The 14,667-nt window shown below is 75.7% G+C and carries 15 protein-coding genes; 6 read left to right on the top strand and 9 right to left on the bottom strand.

The features are described from left to right. Positions 1-20 precede the first annotated feature (20 nt). Positions 21-545, bottom strand: coding sequence for a putative molybdenum carrier protein (locus RQM47_RS09975; RefSeq protein ID WP_311664894.1), 525 nt, complete (start codon positions 543-545; stop codon positions 21-23). Between the two features lie 157 nt (positions 546-702). On the opposite strand from RQM47_RS09975, the gene RQM47_RS09970 reads away from it, so the two are divergent. The 4 genes from RQM47_RS09970 (at position 703) to RQM47_RS09955 (ending at position 3,297) form a co-directional block, all read left to right on the top strand. Continuing rightward, complete coding sequence (locus tag RQM47_RS09970) at positions 703-1,338, top strand: outer membrane lipoprotein carrier protein LolA (protein ID WP_311664896.1); 636 nt, start codon at positions 703-705, stop codon at positions 1,336-1,338. Between the two features lie 146 nt (positions 1,339-1,484). After that, positions 1,485-2,513 carry a lysylphosphatidylglycerol synthase transmembrane domain-containing protein gene (locus tag RQM47_RS09965; RefSeq protein WP_311664899.1) on the top strand — a complete coding sequence of 343 codons (1,029 nt, stop codon included), beginning with the start codon at positions 1,485-1,487 and terminating at the stop codon, positions 2,511-2,513. Then, on the top strand, positions 2,510-2,899 hold the full coding sequence (locus RQM47_RS09960; RefSeq protein WP_314008779.1) for a hypothetical protein: 390 nt from the start codon (positions 2,510-2,512) through the stop codon (positions 2,897-2,899). The genes RQM47_RS09965 and RQM47_RS09960 overlap by 4 nt, the downstream gene beginning before the upstream one ends. A gap of 149 nt (positions 2,900-3,048) precedes the next feature. After that, positions 3,049-3,297 carry a hypothetical protein gene (locus RQM47_RS09955; protein ID WP_311664905.1) on the top strand — a complete coding sequence of 83 codons (249 nt, stop codon included), beginning with the start codon at positions 3,049-3,051 and terminating at the stop codon, positions 3,295-3,297. 314 nt (positions 3,298-3,611) lie between these two features. Here the strand turns inward: RQM47_RS09955 and rlmB are convergent, their stop codons facing one another. The 8 genes from rlmB to RQM47_RS09915 form a co-directional block, all read right to left on the bottom strand. Further along, positions 3,612-4,418: a 23S rRNA (guanosine(2251)-2'-O)-methyltransferase RlmB gene (gene rlmB / locus RQM47_RS09950; protein ID WP_311664907.1), complete on the bottom strand. Its 807-nt coding sequence runs from the start codon at positions 4,416-4,418 to the stop codon at positions 3,612-3,614. A gap of 71 nt (positions 4,419-4,489) precedes the next feature. Then, positions 4,490-5,974 carry a pyridoxal phosphate-dependent decarboxylase family protein gene (locus RQM47_RS09945; protein WP_314008776.1) on the bottom strand — a complete coding sequence of 495 codons (1,485 nt, stop codon included), beginning with the start codon at positions 5,972-5,974 and terminating at the stop codon, positions 4,490-4,492. Next, complete coding sequence (locus RQM47_RS09940) at positions 5,971-6,936, bottom strand: prolipoprotein diacylglyceryl transferase (protein ID WP_311664911.1); 966 nt, start codon at positions 6,934-6,936, stop codon at positions 5,971-5,973. Before RQM47_RS09940 ends, RQM47_RS09945 begins: the two co-directional genes overlap by 4 nt. A 338-nt stretch (positions 6,937-7,274) precedes the next feature. After that, positions 7,275-8,567 carry a histidine--tRNA ligase gene (hisS, locus tag RQM47_RS09935; RefSeq protein ID WP_311664913.1) on the bottom strand — a complete coding sequence of 431 codons (1,293 nt, stop codon included), beginning with the start codon at positions 8,565-8,567 and terminating at the stop codon, positions 7,275-7,277. Positions 8,568-8,804: 237 nt separating this feature from the next. Continuing rightward, positions 8,805-9,563 (bottom strand): thiamine phosphate synthase, encoded by a 759-nt coding sequence (locus RQM47_RS09930; RefSeq protein ID WP_314008773.1) that lies wholly within the window; start codon positions 9,561-9,563, stop codon positions 8,805-8,807. Then, positions 9,564-10,433, bottom strand: coding sequence for a thiazole synthase (locus RQM47_RS09925; RefSeq protein WP_314008770.1), 870 nt, complete (start codon positions 10,431-10,433; stop codon positions 9,564-9,566). It abuts the gene before it with no gap. 20 nt (positions 10,434-10,453) lie between these two features. Then, positions 10,454-10,663 (bottom strand): sulfur carrier protein ThiS, encoded by a 210-nt coding sequence (thiS, locus tag RQM47_RS09920; RefSeq protein ID WP_314008767.1) that lies wholly within the window; start codon positions 10,661-10,663, stop codon positions 10,454-10,456. Between the two features lie 106 nt (positions 10,664-10,769). Further along, positions 10,770-11,969: an FAD-dependent oxidoreductase gene (locus RQM47_RS09915; protein ID WP_314008765.1), complete on the bottom strand. Its 1,200-nt coding sequence runs from the start codon at positions 11,967-11,969 to the stop codon at positions 10,770-10,772. A gap of 209 nt (positions 11,970-12,178) precedes the next feature. Here RQM47_RS09915 and RQM47_RS09910 point away from each other — a divergent pair, with 209 nt between their 5' ends. Both RQM47_RS09910 and RQM47_RS09905 read left to right on the top strand, forming a co-directional pair. Then, positions 12,179-13,366, top strand: coding sequence for an FAD-binding oxidoreductase (locus tag RQM47_RS09910; protein ID WP_311664923.1), 1,188 nt, complete (start codon positions 12,179-12,181; stop codon positions 13,364-13,366). A 70-nt stretch (positions 13,367-13,436) separates the two neighbouring features. Continuing rightward, complete coding sequence (locus RQM47_RS09905) at positions 13,437-14,513, top strand: class I fructose-bisphosphate aldolase (RefSeq protein ID WP_311664925.1); 1,077 nt, start codon at positions 13,437-13,439, stop codon at positions 14,511-14,513. Positions 14,514-14,667 lie beyond the last annotated feature (154 nt).

The following is a 14,667-nucleotide window of genomic DNA, read 5'->3' as shown; positions in this document are numbered from 1 at the left end:
CGGGGCGGCGTCGCAGCCCGTCATCGGGCAGGGCGGCCTTCGAGGAGCCGGCCGAGAGTGTCGCCCACGGCGCCGAGAGCCGCCGCGTAGACGCCCGGCGCCTCGCTCTCACGCGGGCCCGCCACGTTCAGCGTCCGCGCGCCGTGCGCGCGGACCCAGGCGACCACCCCGCCCGTGTCGAACCCGCCCGCGGTGCCGGGGCGGGGCGGGACGACGAGCACCGGGCGGCCCAGCGTGCGGGCAGCGCGGACCGTGAGCGCCGTCCCGCCCTCCACCCCGCCCCGCCCGCCGGGCGCGAGCACGAGCGTGGCGTCGCTGTCGCGGACGTTGAGGCGCGTCCGCTCGGCGGGGTCGGCCGTGGCCGTTTCGACGAGCGGGTAGCGGTTGGGGACCGGCCCGTCCTCGGCCCACCGCCCCGCCGGGCACCACCCGCCGACGGCGACGCCGAGCGCGAGGGCAGCGTCGAGGGCCGCGCGGTCGACGCCGGTCTGACCGCCGGAGACAACGCGAAAGACGGACAGCAGGCGGGCGGGGCGGTCGGTCACGGCAGCAGGCGGACAGGGCGGGGCGGGCCTGTGCAGACCACCCCGCCCGCGGGGGCACCGGGCGGGGCGGCGCTGTGGCCTCGGCACGCGGAGCGGCGGCACGTCGTTTGAACGATCCTCGCCGTCCCCCCGTTCGCCCGGCTCCACCGCCACCGCCATGCGCATCTCCACGCTTCCCCGCACGCTGGGGCTCGTCGCCCTACTCACCAGCGTCCTCTTTGGTGGACGCGCCGAGGCCCAGGCCTCGCCCGAGTCCGTCGCCCGCGAGCTCCAGACCCGCTACGGCCGGCTCGAGTCCATCCGCGCGCCGTTCGTCCAGACGGTCGGCCAGCAGAAGCTGCGTGGGACGCTCTCGGTCCGCGGCGACGCGTTCCGGCTTGACCTGGGCGACCAGGTGCTCGTCACCGACGGCCAGACGATGTGGTCGTACTCCGAGCCCGACGACCAGGTCGTGGTCCAGGCGTATGACCCCGCCCGCGTCGGCTTCTCGGTTGGCCAGTTGTTCACGGACTACCTCACCGTGTTCCGCGCGACCGGCGCCACGCGCGCCCGGATCGGCGGCGTACCGCACACGGTCCTCACGCTGCGCCCGCGCGAGTCGGGCTCGACCGTCCGCGACGTGACGCTCTACGTCCGCGACGTCGACGCCGTGCCCACGCGCGTCCGCGTGCACGACACGTCGGGGAGCACGCTCGCCTTCGACCTCCAGGACGTCGAGCGGAACGCGGACCTGCCGGCCTCGGCGTTCCGGTTCCAGGCCCCGCGCGGCACCGAGGTGGTCGACCTGCGGTGAGGGATAGGCGGTGAAGAGGAACTGCGGGGCGTGCCGAGCGGGCGGGGCGGCCTTATCCCTCCCGTCCCCGCTCCCACCCCGCGTGGATCGTTTGGTGCGGGGCCGCGTGTAGAGCGGCCCCGCACTCTTTTTGTGCCGCCCCGCCCGTGCCCCGCCTCCGGTCGCTCCTCCCCGCCCTCGCCAGCCTCGCGCTGGCGGCCGTGCTGCTGTGGCTGGCCCTCCGCGACGCCGACCTCGCCGGCGTCGGGCGCGCGCTCGCAGACGGAGCGTGGGGGTGGGTCATCCCGTTCGTGGCCGTCGGCGTGCTCTCGGTCGTCGTCCGCGCGTGGCGGTGGGGGCTGCTGATCGAGGCGCTCCCCTCGCGGCCCAGCGCGGACCTCCGGCTGACGACGGCGTCGGTCTTTATCGGCTACCTCGTCAACTACGCCGCGCCGCGCCTGGGCGAGGTGGCGCGGACGGCGAACGTGGCCCGGAACAGCGAGGCCACGTTCTCGGGCGTCTTGGGGACGGTCGTGGCCGAGCGGCTGCTCGACGTGGTCGCGCTCGCGCTCGCGCTGGGCGCCGTAGCGCTGACGTACGGCGGCCGCCTCGCGTCAGTCTGGGAGGCGTTCGCCGGCGGCGCCCGGGCGCTCGCCGGCTCGGTCCCGGTCGGGGCGGGGTGGGCCGGGCTCGCGTTCCTCGCAGTCGTCGTCGCCGGCGTCGTCGTGTGGCTCCGGCGGCGCTCCGGGGGCGGGGCGGGGCGCGTCCGGGCGCTGCTGGACTCGTTCCGCGACGGCCTCGTCTCGCTCGTGCGGACCGGCCGGCCGTGGGCGCTCCTGGGCTCGACGGTCCTCCTGTGGGCGTGCTACGTGCTCATGTCCGACCTCCCGCTCCGCATCCTCGGCCTCTCGGGCGCCTACGGCCTCGGGCTGGGCGACGCCGGCGCCATCATGGCCGTGGGCGGGGTGGGGATGGCCCTCCCCGCCCCGGGCGGGACGGGCTCGTTCCACTACGCGACCGTCCAGGCGCTCACGCTCCTGTTCGCCGTCGCGGCGACGCCGGCGGCCACGTACGCGATCCTGGTCCACGCGGCCGGCGTCGTGCTCTACTGCGCGTTCGGGGTGCTCGCGCTGGTGTGGCAGGGGACGAGCCTGCGCGACGTCCGGGCCGAGGCCCGGGAGGCGGCGGCGCCGTGAACCGAGCGGGGTGGATCGCAGCGGGCGTCTTGGTCGCCATCGTCGTCGGACTGGTCGCCCTGTGGGGCGTAGCCGACCGCGGGCCGTTTGCGGCGCTCGCGGCCGAGCGCGTCGCGGTGCACAACGCCGAGGCCGGGCGGCTCGACACGCTCCGCCTGCGCGGCCGCGTGGTCACGGCGTCGGTCGGCGGGACCGTGGTTCAGATCGACCCCGACGACCGCGTGTGGCTCGATCTGGGCGACGGCGCGTTCCCGCTCCGCGTGCCCGGCGGCGACTCGCTGGCCGTCCGCGACCGGCTCCTCGCCGTCGGCCGCGTGCGCGGGCGGGGCGGCCTCCGGTGGCTCGACGTCGAGGCGTGGACGCGCGTGACGGCGTCGGTCCGGTAGCGTTCCCGGTTCAGGACGGCGTGGAACCGTTCGGGGTCCGGTGGGGACCGTTCGGGCAGTCGAGTTTCGGAGCGGCGTGGGCCGTGGGTACCGTATGTCCAGCGGCCCCGCCGTCCCCCCACCACCGTCTAGCAGAGCCCCCGCGACCGATGGAGATCACGTACGACCAGAACCCGCTCGGCGGCCTCATCTCGCCCGACGTCTACCAGATCCTCGAGGAGCACAACCTCCTGAACGAGAAGGGCGTGCGCGACTACCAAATCCGCCAGCAGTTCCGGTCCATGCGGGCCGACGAGGTGCCGGCGTACGAGGCCATCGAGGAGCTCCGCGAGCAGCACCCGTACCTCCAGTTCGACACGATCCGCAAGATCGTCTACGGCCTCCGGCGCCGGTCCTAACCTAGCGCCGACTCTCGGCGCTCCGCGCCGACCCGCCCCGCCCCACCCTCGGGCGCCGGCGGACGACGAGTCTCCCCAGGGTTGGGTGAGAAGCGGGCGCTGCGGCGCCCGATCAGAGGGAACGGCGGGGTGGCCTTCGGGTCGCCCCGCCGTTTTTTGTGGGCGGGGCGGTGGCGGCTCTGTACCAGTTCTGGAGGTTTGCGCCTCACCCGAGCCGCCCGCCCGTCCCGTCCACCACCCCTAGCCCCTCCTGTCCAGGAGGGGAACTCCTCTGGAGGCGTCGGAGCATGGGGCCAAAAACTAGCGATCTGGTATTATCGCCCGCGCACCGCCGCGAACAGCGCCACGCCCGCCGCCACCGACACGTTGAGCGATTCGGCCGGCCCGCGCAGCGGGATCTCCACCAGCACGTCGCAGACGGCGCGCACGCCCGGCCGGAGCCCCTTCCCCTCGTTCCCGACGACGACAGCCACGGCCCGGTCCCAGTCGTAGTCCCAGACCGTCGTCCGCTCCGGCCCCGCCCCGCCCGACGGCGGTCCAGCTTCGGCCGCCCCGCCCCCTTCAAGGCCGACGACCCAGTAGCCGCGCTCCTTCAGCGCGTGGAGCGCTTCGGCGAGGTTGCCGGCCCGGGCGATCGGGATCTGGAGCGCCGCGCCCGCGCTCGCCTTCACGGCGACGGCCGAGAGCGGGGCGGCGCGGCGCTCGGGCACGACCACGCCCGACACGCCGGCGCCGAGCGCGCTGCGCAGGATGGCCCCGAAGTTGCGCGGGTCCTCGACCTCGTCCAGCGCCACGAGCACCGGCTTCTGCGCACGCACGTCGTCCAGCGTCGGGGCAATCGCCGACAGCATCTCGTCCAGGTCCGCGTAGGCGACCGGCGCCACGACGGCGACGACGCCCTGGTGGGCGGCCTGCGGCGCGAGGCGGTCCACCTTCGGCTGCGGCACGTACTGGACGGGGACGTTGGCCGCCCGCGCCGCGTTGCGGATCGCGTCGATGGCGCTCCCGTGCGTGCCTTTCTGGAGCAGCACCTTCTCGACGCGGCCATCGCCCCGCTCCAGGGCCTCGCGGACGGGGTTGCGGCCGGCGACAACGTCGGTGCGGGAGTCTTGGGAGGGCACGGGGAACGGGGAAAGGGGAACGGGCAGAAAAAGCTGAACCGCACGGGCGGGGTGGGGACGGGCGGGGCGGCCTAGCCCTCCACCCCGCCCGCGAGCCCCTCCAGCCGGTCCGCGATCCAGCCGACGGCCGCCTCGTGCTCGGGCTTCATGAGCACGCTCCGCAACACGCGCGCGTGGTCGGCAGCCTGCCCTGAGGTCCCCGAAGGGTCGCGGGCGAGGGCGGGGAGGTGCGCCGCGAGGCGGTCGGCGTCGAGGCGGTAGAGCGAGAGGAAGAGCGGGTCGTCGGGGTCGGCCATGCCGGCCTCGAAGACCGCCCCGCTCCGGGCGTCGGTTTCGGACACGGACGCGGCGCGCGGGGCGTAGACGACGATGTCGGTCTCGGGCGCGAGCACGAGGTCGTAGGTGTCGGACGCGTCGAGCCGCCCCGCCAGCGCACGCGCCGCGCGAAGGCCAGCGGCGACGATGGGGCCGATTCCGCGCTCCGCCTCCAGGGGCAGCACGCGGAGCGTGAGCCACAGCGCGCCAGCCGCCGCGCCCGGCCGCGAGCACTCGAGGCTGATCTCGCCCAGGTGGAGCGCGTCCGACGTGAAGTAGGTGTAGGGCGAGTCGTGGCGGTAGTGCCGCCCGACGGACGGGTCGCGGAAAAGGACCGCCCCGCACCCGTACGGCTGGAGCCCGTGCTTGTGCGGGTCGACCACGACGGAGTCGGCGTCGGCGATCGCGCGGAAGTGGCGGGCCGGGAAGCCGGCGAGCGCCGCCCCGCCCGCGCCCTCCGCCCCGCCCGATCCCGCCCCGCCCCGCCCGGCCGCCGAGGGCGGGGCGGCCAGCAGCCGGAAAAACCCGCCGTAGGCCGCGTCGACGTGGACGCGCGCGCCGTAGCGGCGGCACAGCGGGATCGCGTCCGCGATCGGGTCGACGGCGCCCAGGCCGGTCGTCGCCGCCGTCAGCACGACGGTCCCCACCCCGCCCCGTTTCAGCGTGTCTTCGAGCGCGTCCAGGTCGATGCGGCCGGCGTCGTCGGCGGCGACCGAGACCGCCTCGACGTCCAGGACGTGCGCCATACGCGCGTGCGTGTAGTGCGCCTCGGCCGAGTAGGCGACGGCCGCCCCGCCCGTCTCCTCGCGCGCCACGAAGAGCGCCTCCAGGTTGGCGACCGTGCCGCCGCCCGTGAGGTGGCCGAGCGCGTTAGAGGGGAAGCCGAACATCCGCGCGAGGTCCGCCACGACCTCCTTTTCCATGGCGCTCGTCGGCGGGCCGCCGTCGAGGGCGTGGTTGTTCGGGTTGATGCGCGCAGCGGCCGCGTAGGCCGCGAGGGCGACCGGGTGCGGCGGCTTCAGCATCTGCCCGGCGTAGCGCGCGTTCCCGAACGGGTACATCCCCGGCGCCTCGCCGCGCGGCGGGGCCGTCATCCGCCCGAGGTACTCCTCCAATGCCTCGCCCAGCGCGTCCTCGTCGACCTGGAGCGCGGGCGGGGTGGGCGCCTCGCCGAACGAGCGCTCCCAGCGGTCGATCTCGTCGTACGCCGTCTGGATCAGGGCGAGCGGGTCCGGGCTCATGCCGTCGCCGCCATCGCGGGCCGGGCCGTGGGCGGGGCGGTCACGCGCCGCGTCAGGAGCGCGAGCCCGACGAGCCCGGCGAGCATGAGGGCGACCGAGATGAGCTGCGACTGCGAGAGCCCGAACGCGACCTCGGGGTTGACGCGGATAAACTCGATCGCGAACCGCTCGGCGCCCGTAAACACGGCGTAGAGCGAGAACAGCCACCCCGCCCGGAACGGGTGCTTCCTGAGCAGCCACAGGACGCCGGCGAGCGCGGCGCATACGGCGAACTCGTAGAGCATGGTCGGGTAGACGCCGGTCGGGTTGGCGAGCGTGCAGACCTCGCCGCGGACCTGGGCATTGAACGTCACCGGGTCCATGCCGACGTAGGCGCGCGGGAACGTCTCGCTCCACAGGAAGCCCGGGATCCAGGACGGCTTGTTCGCCAGCGACGAGCACACGCCCCAGTCGCCGTCGCCCGAGAGGTAGCACCCGATCCGCCCGATCCCGTAGGCCAGGATGAGCCCGGGCGCCGTCGCGTCCATGAGCCGGCCCAGCTTGATCCCGCGCTTGTGGGCGTAGTAGAGGATCGCGGCGCCGGCGCAGATGAGGCCGCCGTAGAACGTGAGCCCGGACGCCGAGAACAGGAGCCGCGCCGGGTTGGCGACGAACTCGTCCCAGTAGTCGATGATGTGGAACAGCTTCGAGCCGATCACGCCGAACACGCCGGCCAGCGTCGCCATCGTCCACACGAGGGCCGACGGGCTTGCGAGCTCGACCCGGCTCCGCCCCTTCGCGTCCGTGACCGGCAGGCGGACCGGCCCGACCTCGCCGGCGGCGTACATCCGGTCCAGCTCGCGCTTCGCCAGCGCCGCCGCGGCCACGATCGCGAGCGCGACCAGGAGCCCGAACGAGTGGAGCGGGATCGGGAGCTCGAACCCGAACAGGTCGCGGGTGAGGTCGCTGATGCGGGGGTACATGGCGCGGGGGCAGGCCCGGGGGCGGGGCGGGCAAGGTAGAACGGGGCGGGGCGGCCGGGTGTTGGGGATCGGGGGAAGAGCCGCCGCCTCCCCACCCCGCCCGCGCTCGCCGGGCCGACCCACGCGCGGGGGCGGGGCGGTCGGGTGCGCCACCCCGCCCAGGTGGGTACAGGGTACCAGGTACGAGGTACGGTCTGATCTGGCTTCGGCGCGCGTACGTCGTACCGAGTACCCGGTACCTACCTCCACGCTGCTTTAGGGCGGGGCGGTCGGGCGGGGCGGGGCCGCCACGGCGAGGGCGGGGCGGGGCCGCCACGGCGAGGGCGGGGCGGCCGCCCCTACCCCGCCCCGCCCGCGAGCGTGACGGCGAGCGCAGCGATGGGCACCGCCCGCTGCGCGCCCGTCTCCAGGTCGCGCACCTGCGCCTCGCCCGCCGCCAGCTCGTCGTCGCCGACGATGACGGTGCGGGCGGCGCCCGAGCGGTCGGCCGCCCGCATCTGCGCCTTCATCGACCGGCCGCCCAACGCGAAGTCGACGCGCAGGCCGGCGGTGCGGAGCGTCTGCGCGATCCCGAACGTTGCCCGCTCGGCCGCCCCGCCCAGGGCGACCACGAACACGTCGGGCGGGGCGGTCTGGGGGAAGGCGTAGCCCTGGGCGTCGAGGGCCAGGAACAGGCGCTCGATGCCCGCCGCGAACCCGACGGCGGGCACGGGCTGCTTGCTCCCGACCGCCTCGGCCAGCCCGTCGTAGCGGCCGCCGGCGCCCAGCGCGCTCTGGGCGCCCAGCGCGTCGGACTCCAGCTCGAACACGGTCCGCGTGTAGTAGTCGAGGCCGCGGACGAGCCGCGGGTCCTCGACGTAGGGCACGCCCAGGCCGTCGAGGAGCGCCTTGACCTCGGCGTAGTGCTCGGCGGCCGCCCCGCCCACGAAGTCGGGGAGGCGCGGGGCGTCGGCCAGGAGCGCCTGCTCGGCGGGGTTCTTGGTGTCGAGGATGCGGAGCGGGTTGGTCTCCAGCCGCGCCCGGCTGGTTTCGGACAGGTCGGCGGCGTAGGGCTCGAAATAGTCGCGGAGCGCGTCGCGGTAGCGCGGGCGGTCGGCGGCGTCGCCCAGCGTGTTCAGGCGGAGCCGGGTGTCGCGGACGCCGAACGCGTCGTAGACGGCTCGGAGCGCGGCGACCGTCTCGGCGTCGGCGCGCGGGTCGTCCGACCCGATCAGCTCCGTCCCGAACTGGTGGAACTGGCGGAACCGCCCCTTCTGCGGGCGCTCGGCGCGGAAGCACGGGCCGACGTAGAACAGCCGCTGCGCGCCGCCCCGCTGCTCCAGGTGGTGCTCGAGGTAGGCCCGCATGACCGGGGCCGTCACCTCGGGCCGGAGCACGTAGGTCTCCTTCGTCCGCTCGACGACGAACATCTCTTTGGAGACGATGTCGGTCGTCGCCCCGACGCCGCGCGCGACGAGGTCGACGGGCTCTAGGACGGGCGTGCGGATCTCCTCGAACGCGAACCGCCCGAGCACGTCGCGCACCGTGGCCTCGACGTGGCGCCACGCGGCGCTCCCCGGCACGGTCATGCCGCCCGTGTCGTGGGCGTCGGGGAGGACGTCGAAGGTGCCGCGGATGGTTTGGAACGACATGGGGCGCACGGGCGGGGTGGCCTGGAAAGTGCCCCCGTCCCGCCCCGCCCCGCCGCGCGGACGGTGCGAAAATGGGGGGATGGGGGGATTGAGGGATGGGCAGAGGGACGGGACGGCCGGGGGCGGGACGGGCAGAGGTGGTCGGCTGGGGGCGGGGCGGCCGTTTGGTAGTAGGGACACGGCTTGCCGTGTCCGGCCGAGGGCGCCGCGGATGGCAGGACACGGCAAGCCGTGTCCCTACGGGTGCCCTACGGCCTCTAGAAATGCCCGCGTCGTCGCCTCGGCGTCCCACGCGAACAAGAGGCCCCCAGCGGCCGCCGCCCCGTGCGCCCCGACGATCCGGCAGATCCGCGCTCGGGGCGGGGTGACGCCGCCGAGCGCCAGGACGGGCACGCGCGCCTGCTCGGCCGCGAGGCGGACCAGGTCGATCCCGGCCGGCTCGGCGTCCGGGTGCGTCCGCGTTTGCCAGACGGGCGAGACCGTCACGTAGTCCGCCCCGCCCCCGCGGTCTGCGATCCGCCGGTTTGCGGTCTGTCGGTTTGCGACCCGCCCCGCCCGAGCGGCGTCGGCGGCCGAGTGGCACGAGAGGCCGACCGGACCGTCCAGGTCGACGGCGAGGGCGTCCGCGAGCGACGCCCCGCGGCGGCCGACGTGGAGGCCGGCCCCGAGCGTCTGCGCCACGTCGAGCCGCCCGTGGACCGAGACCGTGAGGGCGGGGCGGGCGCGCCGCAGCGCCGCCGCGAACGCCTCGGCCCGCTCCGCGAACACGTCGGGCGGGGCGGCGTGGTCGCGGAGCGACACCCACGGCACGCCGGCCTCGACGCACGCGAGCGCGCGGTCCCGGACGGCCTCGGCGTCCACCTCCGGCCGCCCCGCCGCGAATCCGTCGGCGATGAGGAGGAGACGGGGGACCGCCCCGCCCGCGCGCCCACGGCGCTCTTCTTCCCCACCCCGCCCCGGCGCCTCGGGCGGGGTGGCGTCGGTCGCGTCCGGCACCTACTCGTCGACCGCCGGCACGTCGATGCGGCCGGCGTCGGGCGTCGAGGCCTGCGCGTAGAGCCGGCGCGGGATCCGCCCCGCCCGGCGCGCGAGGCGGCCGGCGGCGACGGCGTGGCCCACGGCGGCGGCCATGAGGACGGGGTGCTCAGCGCCCGACACGGCCGTGTTGAGGAGGACGCCGTCGTAGCCCAGCTCCATCGCCCGCGCCGCGTCGGACGCCGTCCCCAGTCCAGCATCGACGACGAGCGGGACGTCGGGGAGCGTCTCGCGGATGATGCGGAGCACGTACGGGTTGACGAGCCCCATCCCGCTCCCGATGGGCGCGGCCAGCGGCATGACGGCCGCGCACCCGAGGTCGGCCAGGCGCCGCGCCGTCACGGGGTCGTCGCCGCAGTAGGCGAACACCTCGAACCCGTCAGCGACGAGGTCGGCGGCCGCCTTCAGCGTCTGGACGGCGTCGGGGTAGAGCGTCTCGTCGTCGCCGATGACCTCGAGCTTGACCCAGTCCGTTTCGAGCGCCTCGCGGGCGAGCTGCGCCGTCAGTACGGCCTCGCGGGCCGTGTAGCAGCCGGCCGTGTTGGGGAGCACGTGGAGCGCCCGCCCCGCCCGCTCTGCGTCGTCGCGGAGGGCGCGGAGCAGGCTCTCTTTCTCGCCCCCGAGGTCCGCCCGGCGGACCGACACCGTCGCGACCTCGGCGCCCGAGGCCTCGACCGAGTTCAGGAGCGACTGGAGGCTGGGGTAACGGCTGGTCCCGAGGAGCACGCGGCTCCTCAACTCCACCCCGCCCACGGTCCACGGGTCGTCCGCCCCGCCCGGATCTGTGGGGGCGGGGCGGGGCGGGGCGGCTACAAAATCTTCAGCGTTCATCGTTCAACATTCAGCGTTCCTTACCCGCCTTGGGCGGCCGTCACGATCTCGACGCTGTCGCCCTCGGCGACCGGCGTGTCGGCCCACTCGCTCCGGCGGACGACGCGGTCGCCGAGCGCGACGGCCATGCCCGTCTGCTCGGGGTCGCGGCCGACGTGTTCGAGGAGGGCGCGGACGGTGAGGCCGTCGGGGACCTCGCGGCGTTCGCCGTTGACGTGGAGCGTGGGCATGGGCGGGGTGGAAGGATGAGGAGGAATGCGGGATTGAGGGATGAGCGGGCGGGGCGGCGGAGGCACGTTTGCCCAATCCCTCCATGTCTCTTCCATCCCGCATCCCTCACCGAAACCGTCTCGGTGAGAACGGGGCCAGGAGCGGGCGGGTTTCGGCCTCCCCGCCCCACCCCGCCCCGCCCGCTTCGAGGAGCGCGTCGACCTCGGCCGCCACCTCGTCGGCGACGACGGGCGCGAGGAGGACGCCGTGCCGGTACTGGCCCGTCGCGTAGACGACGCCCGCGTGCTCGGAGCGGCCCAGGAGCGGGCCGTGGTCGCGGCTCGCCGGCCGGTGGCCGACCCACGTCTCGACGAGCTCCATCTCCTCGACGGCCGGCACGAGCGGCACGGCGCCTTCGAGCAGCCGGAACAGGCCGCCCGCTGTGACCGCCGCGTCCCACCCGCGCTCCTCCGACGTCCCCCCGACCACGAGCCGGCCGTCGGCCTTGGGCACGAGGTAGGCGTCCGGCCCGCGGACGACGTGGCGGAGCGTCAGCGCGTCGGTCATCCGGAGCGAGAGCGCCTGCCCCTTGACCGGGCGCACGGGCGGGGCGGGCGTGAGGCCGCCCACCGCCCCGCTCCACGCGCCGGCGGCGAGCACGACCACGCCGGCCTCGACGCGCTCCGCCCCGCCCGGCTCCGACTCGCCCGAGTCCGCCCCGCCCGGTTCGCGTGTGACGGAGAGGGCGGGGCGGTCGCCGGGGCGCGAACCGCCGGGCTCGACGGCCGTCACGTGGGCGCCCTCGTGGACCTCGACGCCCGCGCCTTCGGCCGCCACGCGAAGGGCGTCGACGAGCGCGCGGTTGTCGACCTGGTGGCCGTCGGGCGACCACACGGCGGCGGGGAGGCGCGGCGAGAGGAGCGGCTCGCGCTCGGCGGCCTCGTCGCCCGTCAGCCACTCGACGGCCGCGCCGTGCTCGGTCTGGAACCGGAACAGCCGGCGGAGCGCGCGGGCCGCGTCGCGGTCGTCGGCCACGACGAACGTGCCGTCGGTCCGGTACCCGACGCCGCGGCCGCTCGCCGCCTCGACCTCGGCGGCGAACGCGGGCCACCGCGCGAGGCTCTCGTGCCCCAGCGCGTACAGGTCGAGCTCCTCGAAGCCCGCCTCGGCGTCCGGCGCGAGCATCCCGGCCGCGGCCCACGACGCGCCCCGCCCCGCCCGCCCGCGCTCGAAGAGCGCCACGCGGCGGCCGCGCTGGGCGAGCCGCCACGCGACGCCCAGGCCGGCCACCCCGCCCCCGACGACCGCGACGTCTACGTTGTCCATGTGTGCTGCGCTGCGAGCGGCACCGTACGGGCGGCGCGGCGCGCCTGATCCGGGGAATGGGTACGAGGTACGAGGTACGGTCGTGCGGCGGGCGGGGCGGCGCTGCCGGGCGGGGTGGGAGACGGCCGGACGAATACCCGCCGCCGCCCGAGACCGCCCCGCCCGACGCGTACCCTGTACCGAGTACCCCGTACCCCACAATCCAACCGATGCCCCTCCCCGCCCGCACCGACGTCGTGGTCGCCGGCGCCGGCCTCGCCGGGGCGTGCGCGGCGCTCGTGCTCAGCCGGAGCCGCCGCGTCATGGTCGTCGGCGACGGGAGGCCCGGCGCGAGCGGGGCGGCGGCCGGGCTCGTCAACCCGTTCATGGGGCGGAAGGCGAAGCCGGCGTGGCGGATGGACGAGGCGCTCCGCGCCCTCGGCACGCTCCTGGACGACGCCGGCGCCGGCGCCCTCGTCTCGCGCACCGGCGTCGTGCGCCCGGCCGCCGCCCCGTCCCAGGCCGCGACGTTCCAGGAGCGGGCCGCCGAGCACGCGGGCGCGCTGGAGTGGCTGAGCCCGGCGGCCGCGGCCGAGCGGTTCCCGGCCGTCGCCGCCCCGCTCGGCGCGCTCGTCGTCGGGCGGGGCGGGCACGTCGAGGTCGGTGCGCTCGCCGCCGCGTTCGTGCGGGCGGCCGAGGCGCGGGGCGCCGCGCGCGCGCGCGCGCGGCTGCTCGGGTGGCGGAGCGAGCCGGGCGGACCCGACGCGGACGGGGTGGCTTCGCCGTCCCCTCCGGGGGTGGTCGTCCAGACGGACGCCGGCGACGTCCGGGCGCGGCACCTCGTCCTGTGCCTGGGCGACGGCGCGCGGCACCTCCCCGCCCTCGCGGCCCTGGGGCTCCACCGCGTCAAGGGCCAGACGGTCCGCCTGGAGCGCCCCGACGCGCTGCCGCCGGGCCACCCCGCCGTCGCGGGGCGCGGCTACGTGGTGCCGCAGGCCGACGCGGGCGGACCCGACGCGGGCGGACCCGACGCGGGCGGGGTGGTCGTGGGCGCCACGTTCGAGCACGCGTTCGAGAGCGACGCGCCGGACCCGGCGCTCGACGCCGGACTCGTCGCGCAGGCCGCCGCGCTCGTGCCCGCGCTGGGCGGGGCGGCCGTCCTGGGACGCCGGGCGGGCGTCCGCCTGACGGTGCCCGCGGCGGTGGCGCCGGGGCGGCTCCCGCTGGCGGGTCCGCTCACGGGCTGCGTGTGGGTATTTACCGGCCTCGGCGCGAAGGGGTTGATGACCGCCCCGCTCCTGGCGCTCGCGCTCCCGGACGCGCTCGACGGCCGCCCAGCTCGTGATCCCACGCTCTGGCGGCTCCCGCCGGCGGTCGCCGCGGCGCTCGGCCGAACCGGGCGGGGCGGCACCTCGTAGTCGGGGGAGAGCCGAGCGGGCGGGCCGGCTCCGCCCCCTATCTTTCCCCCTCCCCTCTCTGCCCCCGACGATGCCCGACACCCTGACCCAGATCGAAGAGTACCTCGGCTCCGAGGCCGACTCGCTCCTCGGCTTCGACGCGCCCAAGATCTCGAAGGACCAGCTCCACGTCCCCGGCCCCGACTGGGTGGACCGCGTCTTCCGCGCCTCGGACCGCCCGATCCCCGTGCTCCGCTCGCTCCAGCAGCTGTACGACGCCGGGCGCCTGGGCGGGACGGGCTACCTCTCGATCCTCCCCGTCGACCAGGGCATCGAGCACTCGGCCGGCGCGTCGTTCGCCAAGAACCCGGCCTACTTCGACCCCGAGAAGATCGTCGAGCTCGCCATCGAGGGCGGCTGCAACGCGGTCGCCTCGACGTACGGGGCGCTCGGGATGGTCGCGCGGAAGTACGCGCACAAGATCCCGTTCATCCTCAAGATCAACCACAACGAGCTGCTCACCTTCCCGAACACGTACGACCAGATCCTGTACGCCCGGGTCGAGGAGGCCCGCGACATGGGCTGCGTCGCGATCGGGGCCACGATCTACTTCGGCTCCGACGGCTCGGGCCGCCAGATCCAGGAGGTCTCGAAGGCCTTTGCGCGCGCCCACGAGCTGGGGCTCGCCACGGTCCTCTGGTGCTACCTCCGCAACAGCGGGTTCACCGTCGACGGCACGAACTACGAGGCGGCGGCCGACCTCACGGGCCAGGCCGACCACATCGGCGCGACGCTCGAGGCCGACATCCTCAAGCAGAAGCAGCCGACCACGAACGGCGGCTACAAGGCGCTGAACTCGGGCGACAGCTCCTACGGCAAGCTCGACGAGCGGATCTACACCGAGCTCGCGAGCGACCACCCCATCGACCTCACGCGCTACCAGGTGGCCAACGGGTTCATGGGCCGGGCCGGCACCATCAACTCGGGCGGCGGCTCGGGCAAAGACGACTTCGGCCAGGCTGTCCGCACGGCGGTCATCAACAAGCGCGCGGGCGGGATGGGCCTCATCTCGGGCCGCAAGGCGTTCCAGCGCCCGACGGCCGACGGCGTCAAGCTCCTCAACGCGATCCAGGACGTGTACCTCTCGGACGAGGTCACGGTCGCCTAGCGCCCACCCCGCCCCATCGACACGGGGACCCTGCCGCCGGGCGGGGTCCCCTTTCGTTTGCCGCCCCGCCCGATCCCGTCGCGGGCGGGGCGGCGGCTCGACCGCCCCGCCCGGGGCCACCGCCCTGCCGAAGCGGGCGGGGTGGCGCCTCCGC

Origin of the sequence: Rubrivirga sp. S365, from assembly GCF_032248475.1 — a bacterium.
In the GTDB taxonomy this organism is placed as follows: domain Bacteria; phylum Bacteroidota; class Rhodothermia; order Rhodothermales; family Rubricoccaceae; genus Rubrivirga; species Rubrivirga litoralis.
This window is presented reverse-complemented; position numbering and strand designations above follow the sequence as displayed.

Coding starts and splice junctions, on each gene's coding strand:
- RQM47_RS09905 (WP_311664925.1), top strand. CDS start 13,437: ATGCCCGACACCCTGACCCAGATCGAAGAGTACCTCGGCTCCGAGGCC.
- RQM47_RS09945 (WP_314008776.1), bottom strand. CDS start 5,974: ATGAGCCCGGACCCGCTCGCCCTGATCCAGACGGCGTACGACGAGATC.
- RQM47_RS09925 (WP_314008770.1), bottom strand. CDS start 10,433: ATGAACGCTGAAGATTTTGTAGCCGCCCCGCCCCGCCCCGCCCCCACA.
- RQM47_RS09915 (WP_314008765.1), bottom strand. CDS start 11,969: ATGGACAACGTAGACGTCGCGGTCGTCGGGGGCGGGGTGGCCGGCCTG.
- RQM47_RS09940 (WP_311664911.1), bottom strand. CDS start 6,936: ATGTACCCCCGCATCAGCGACCTCACCCGCGACCTGTTCGGGTTCGAG.
- hisS (WP_311664913.1), bottom strand. CDS start 8,567: ATGTCGTTCCAAACCATCCGCGGCACCTTCGACGTCCTCCCCGACGCC.
- RQM47_RS09910 (WP_311664923.1), top strand. CDS start 12,179: ATGCCCCTCCCCGCCCGCACCGACGTCGTGGTCGCCGGCGCCGGCCTC.
- RQM47_RS09970 (WP_311664896.1), top strand. CDS start 703: ATGCGCATCTCCACGCTTCCCCGCACGCTGGGGCTCGTCGCCCTACTC.
- RQM47_RS09955 (WP_311664905.1), top strand. CDS start 3,049: ATGGAGATCACGTACGACCAGAACCCGCTCGGCGGCCTCATCTCGCCC.
- thiS (WP_314008767.1), bottom strand. CDS start 10,663: ATGCCCACGCTCCACGTCAACGGCGAACGCCGCGAGGTCCCCGACGGC.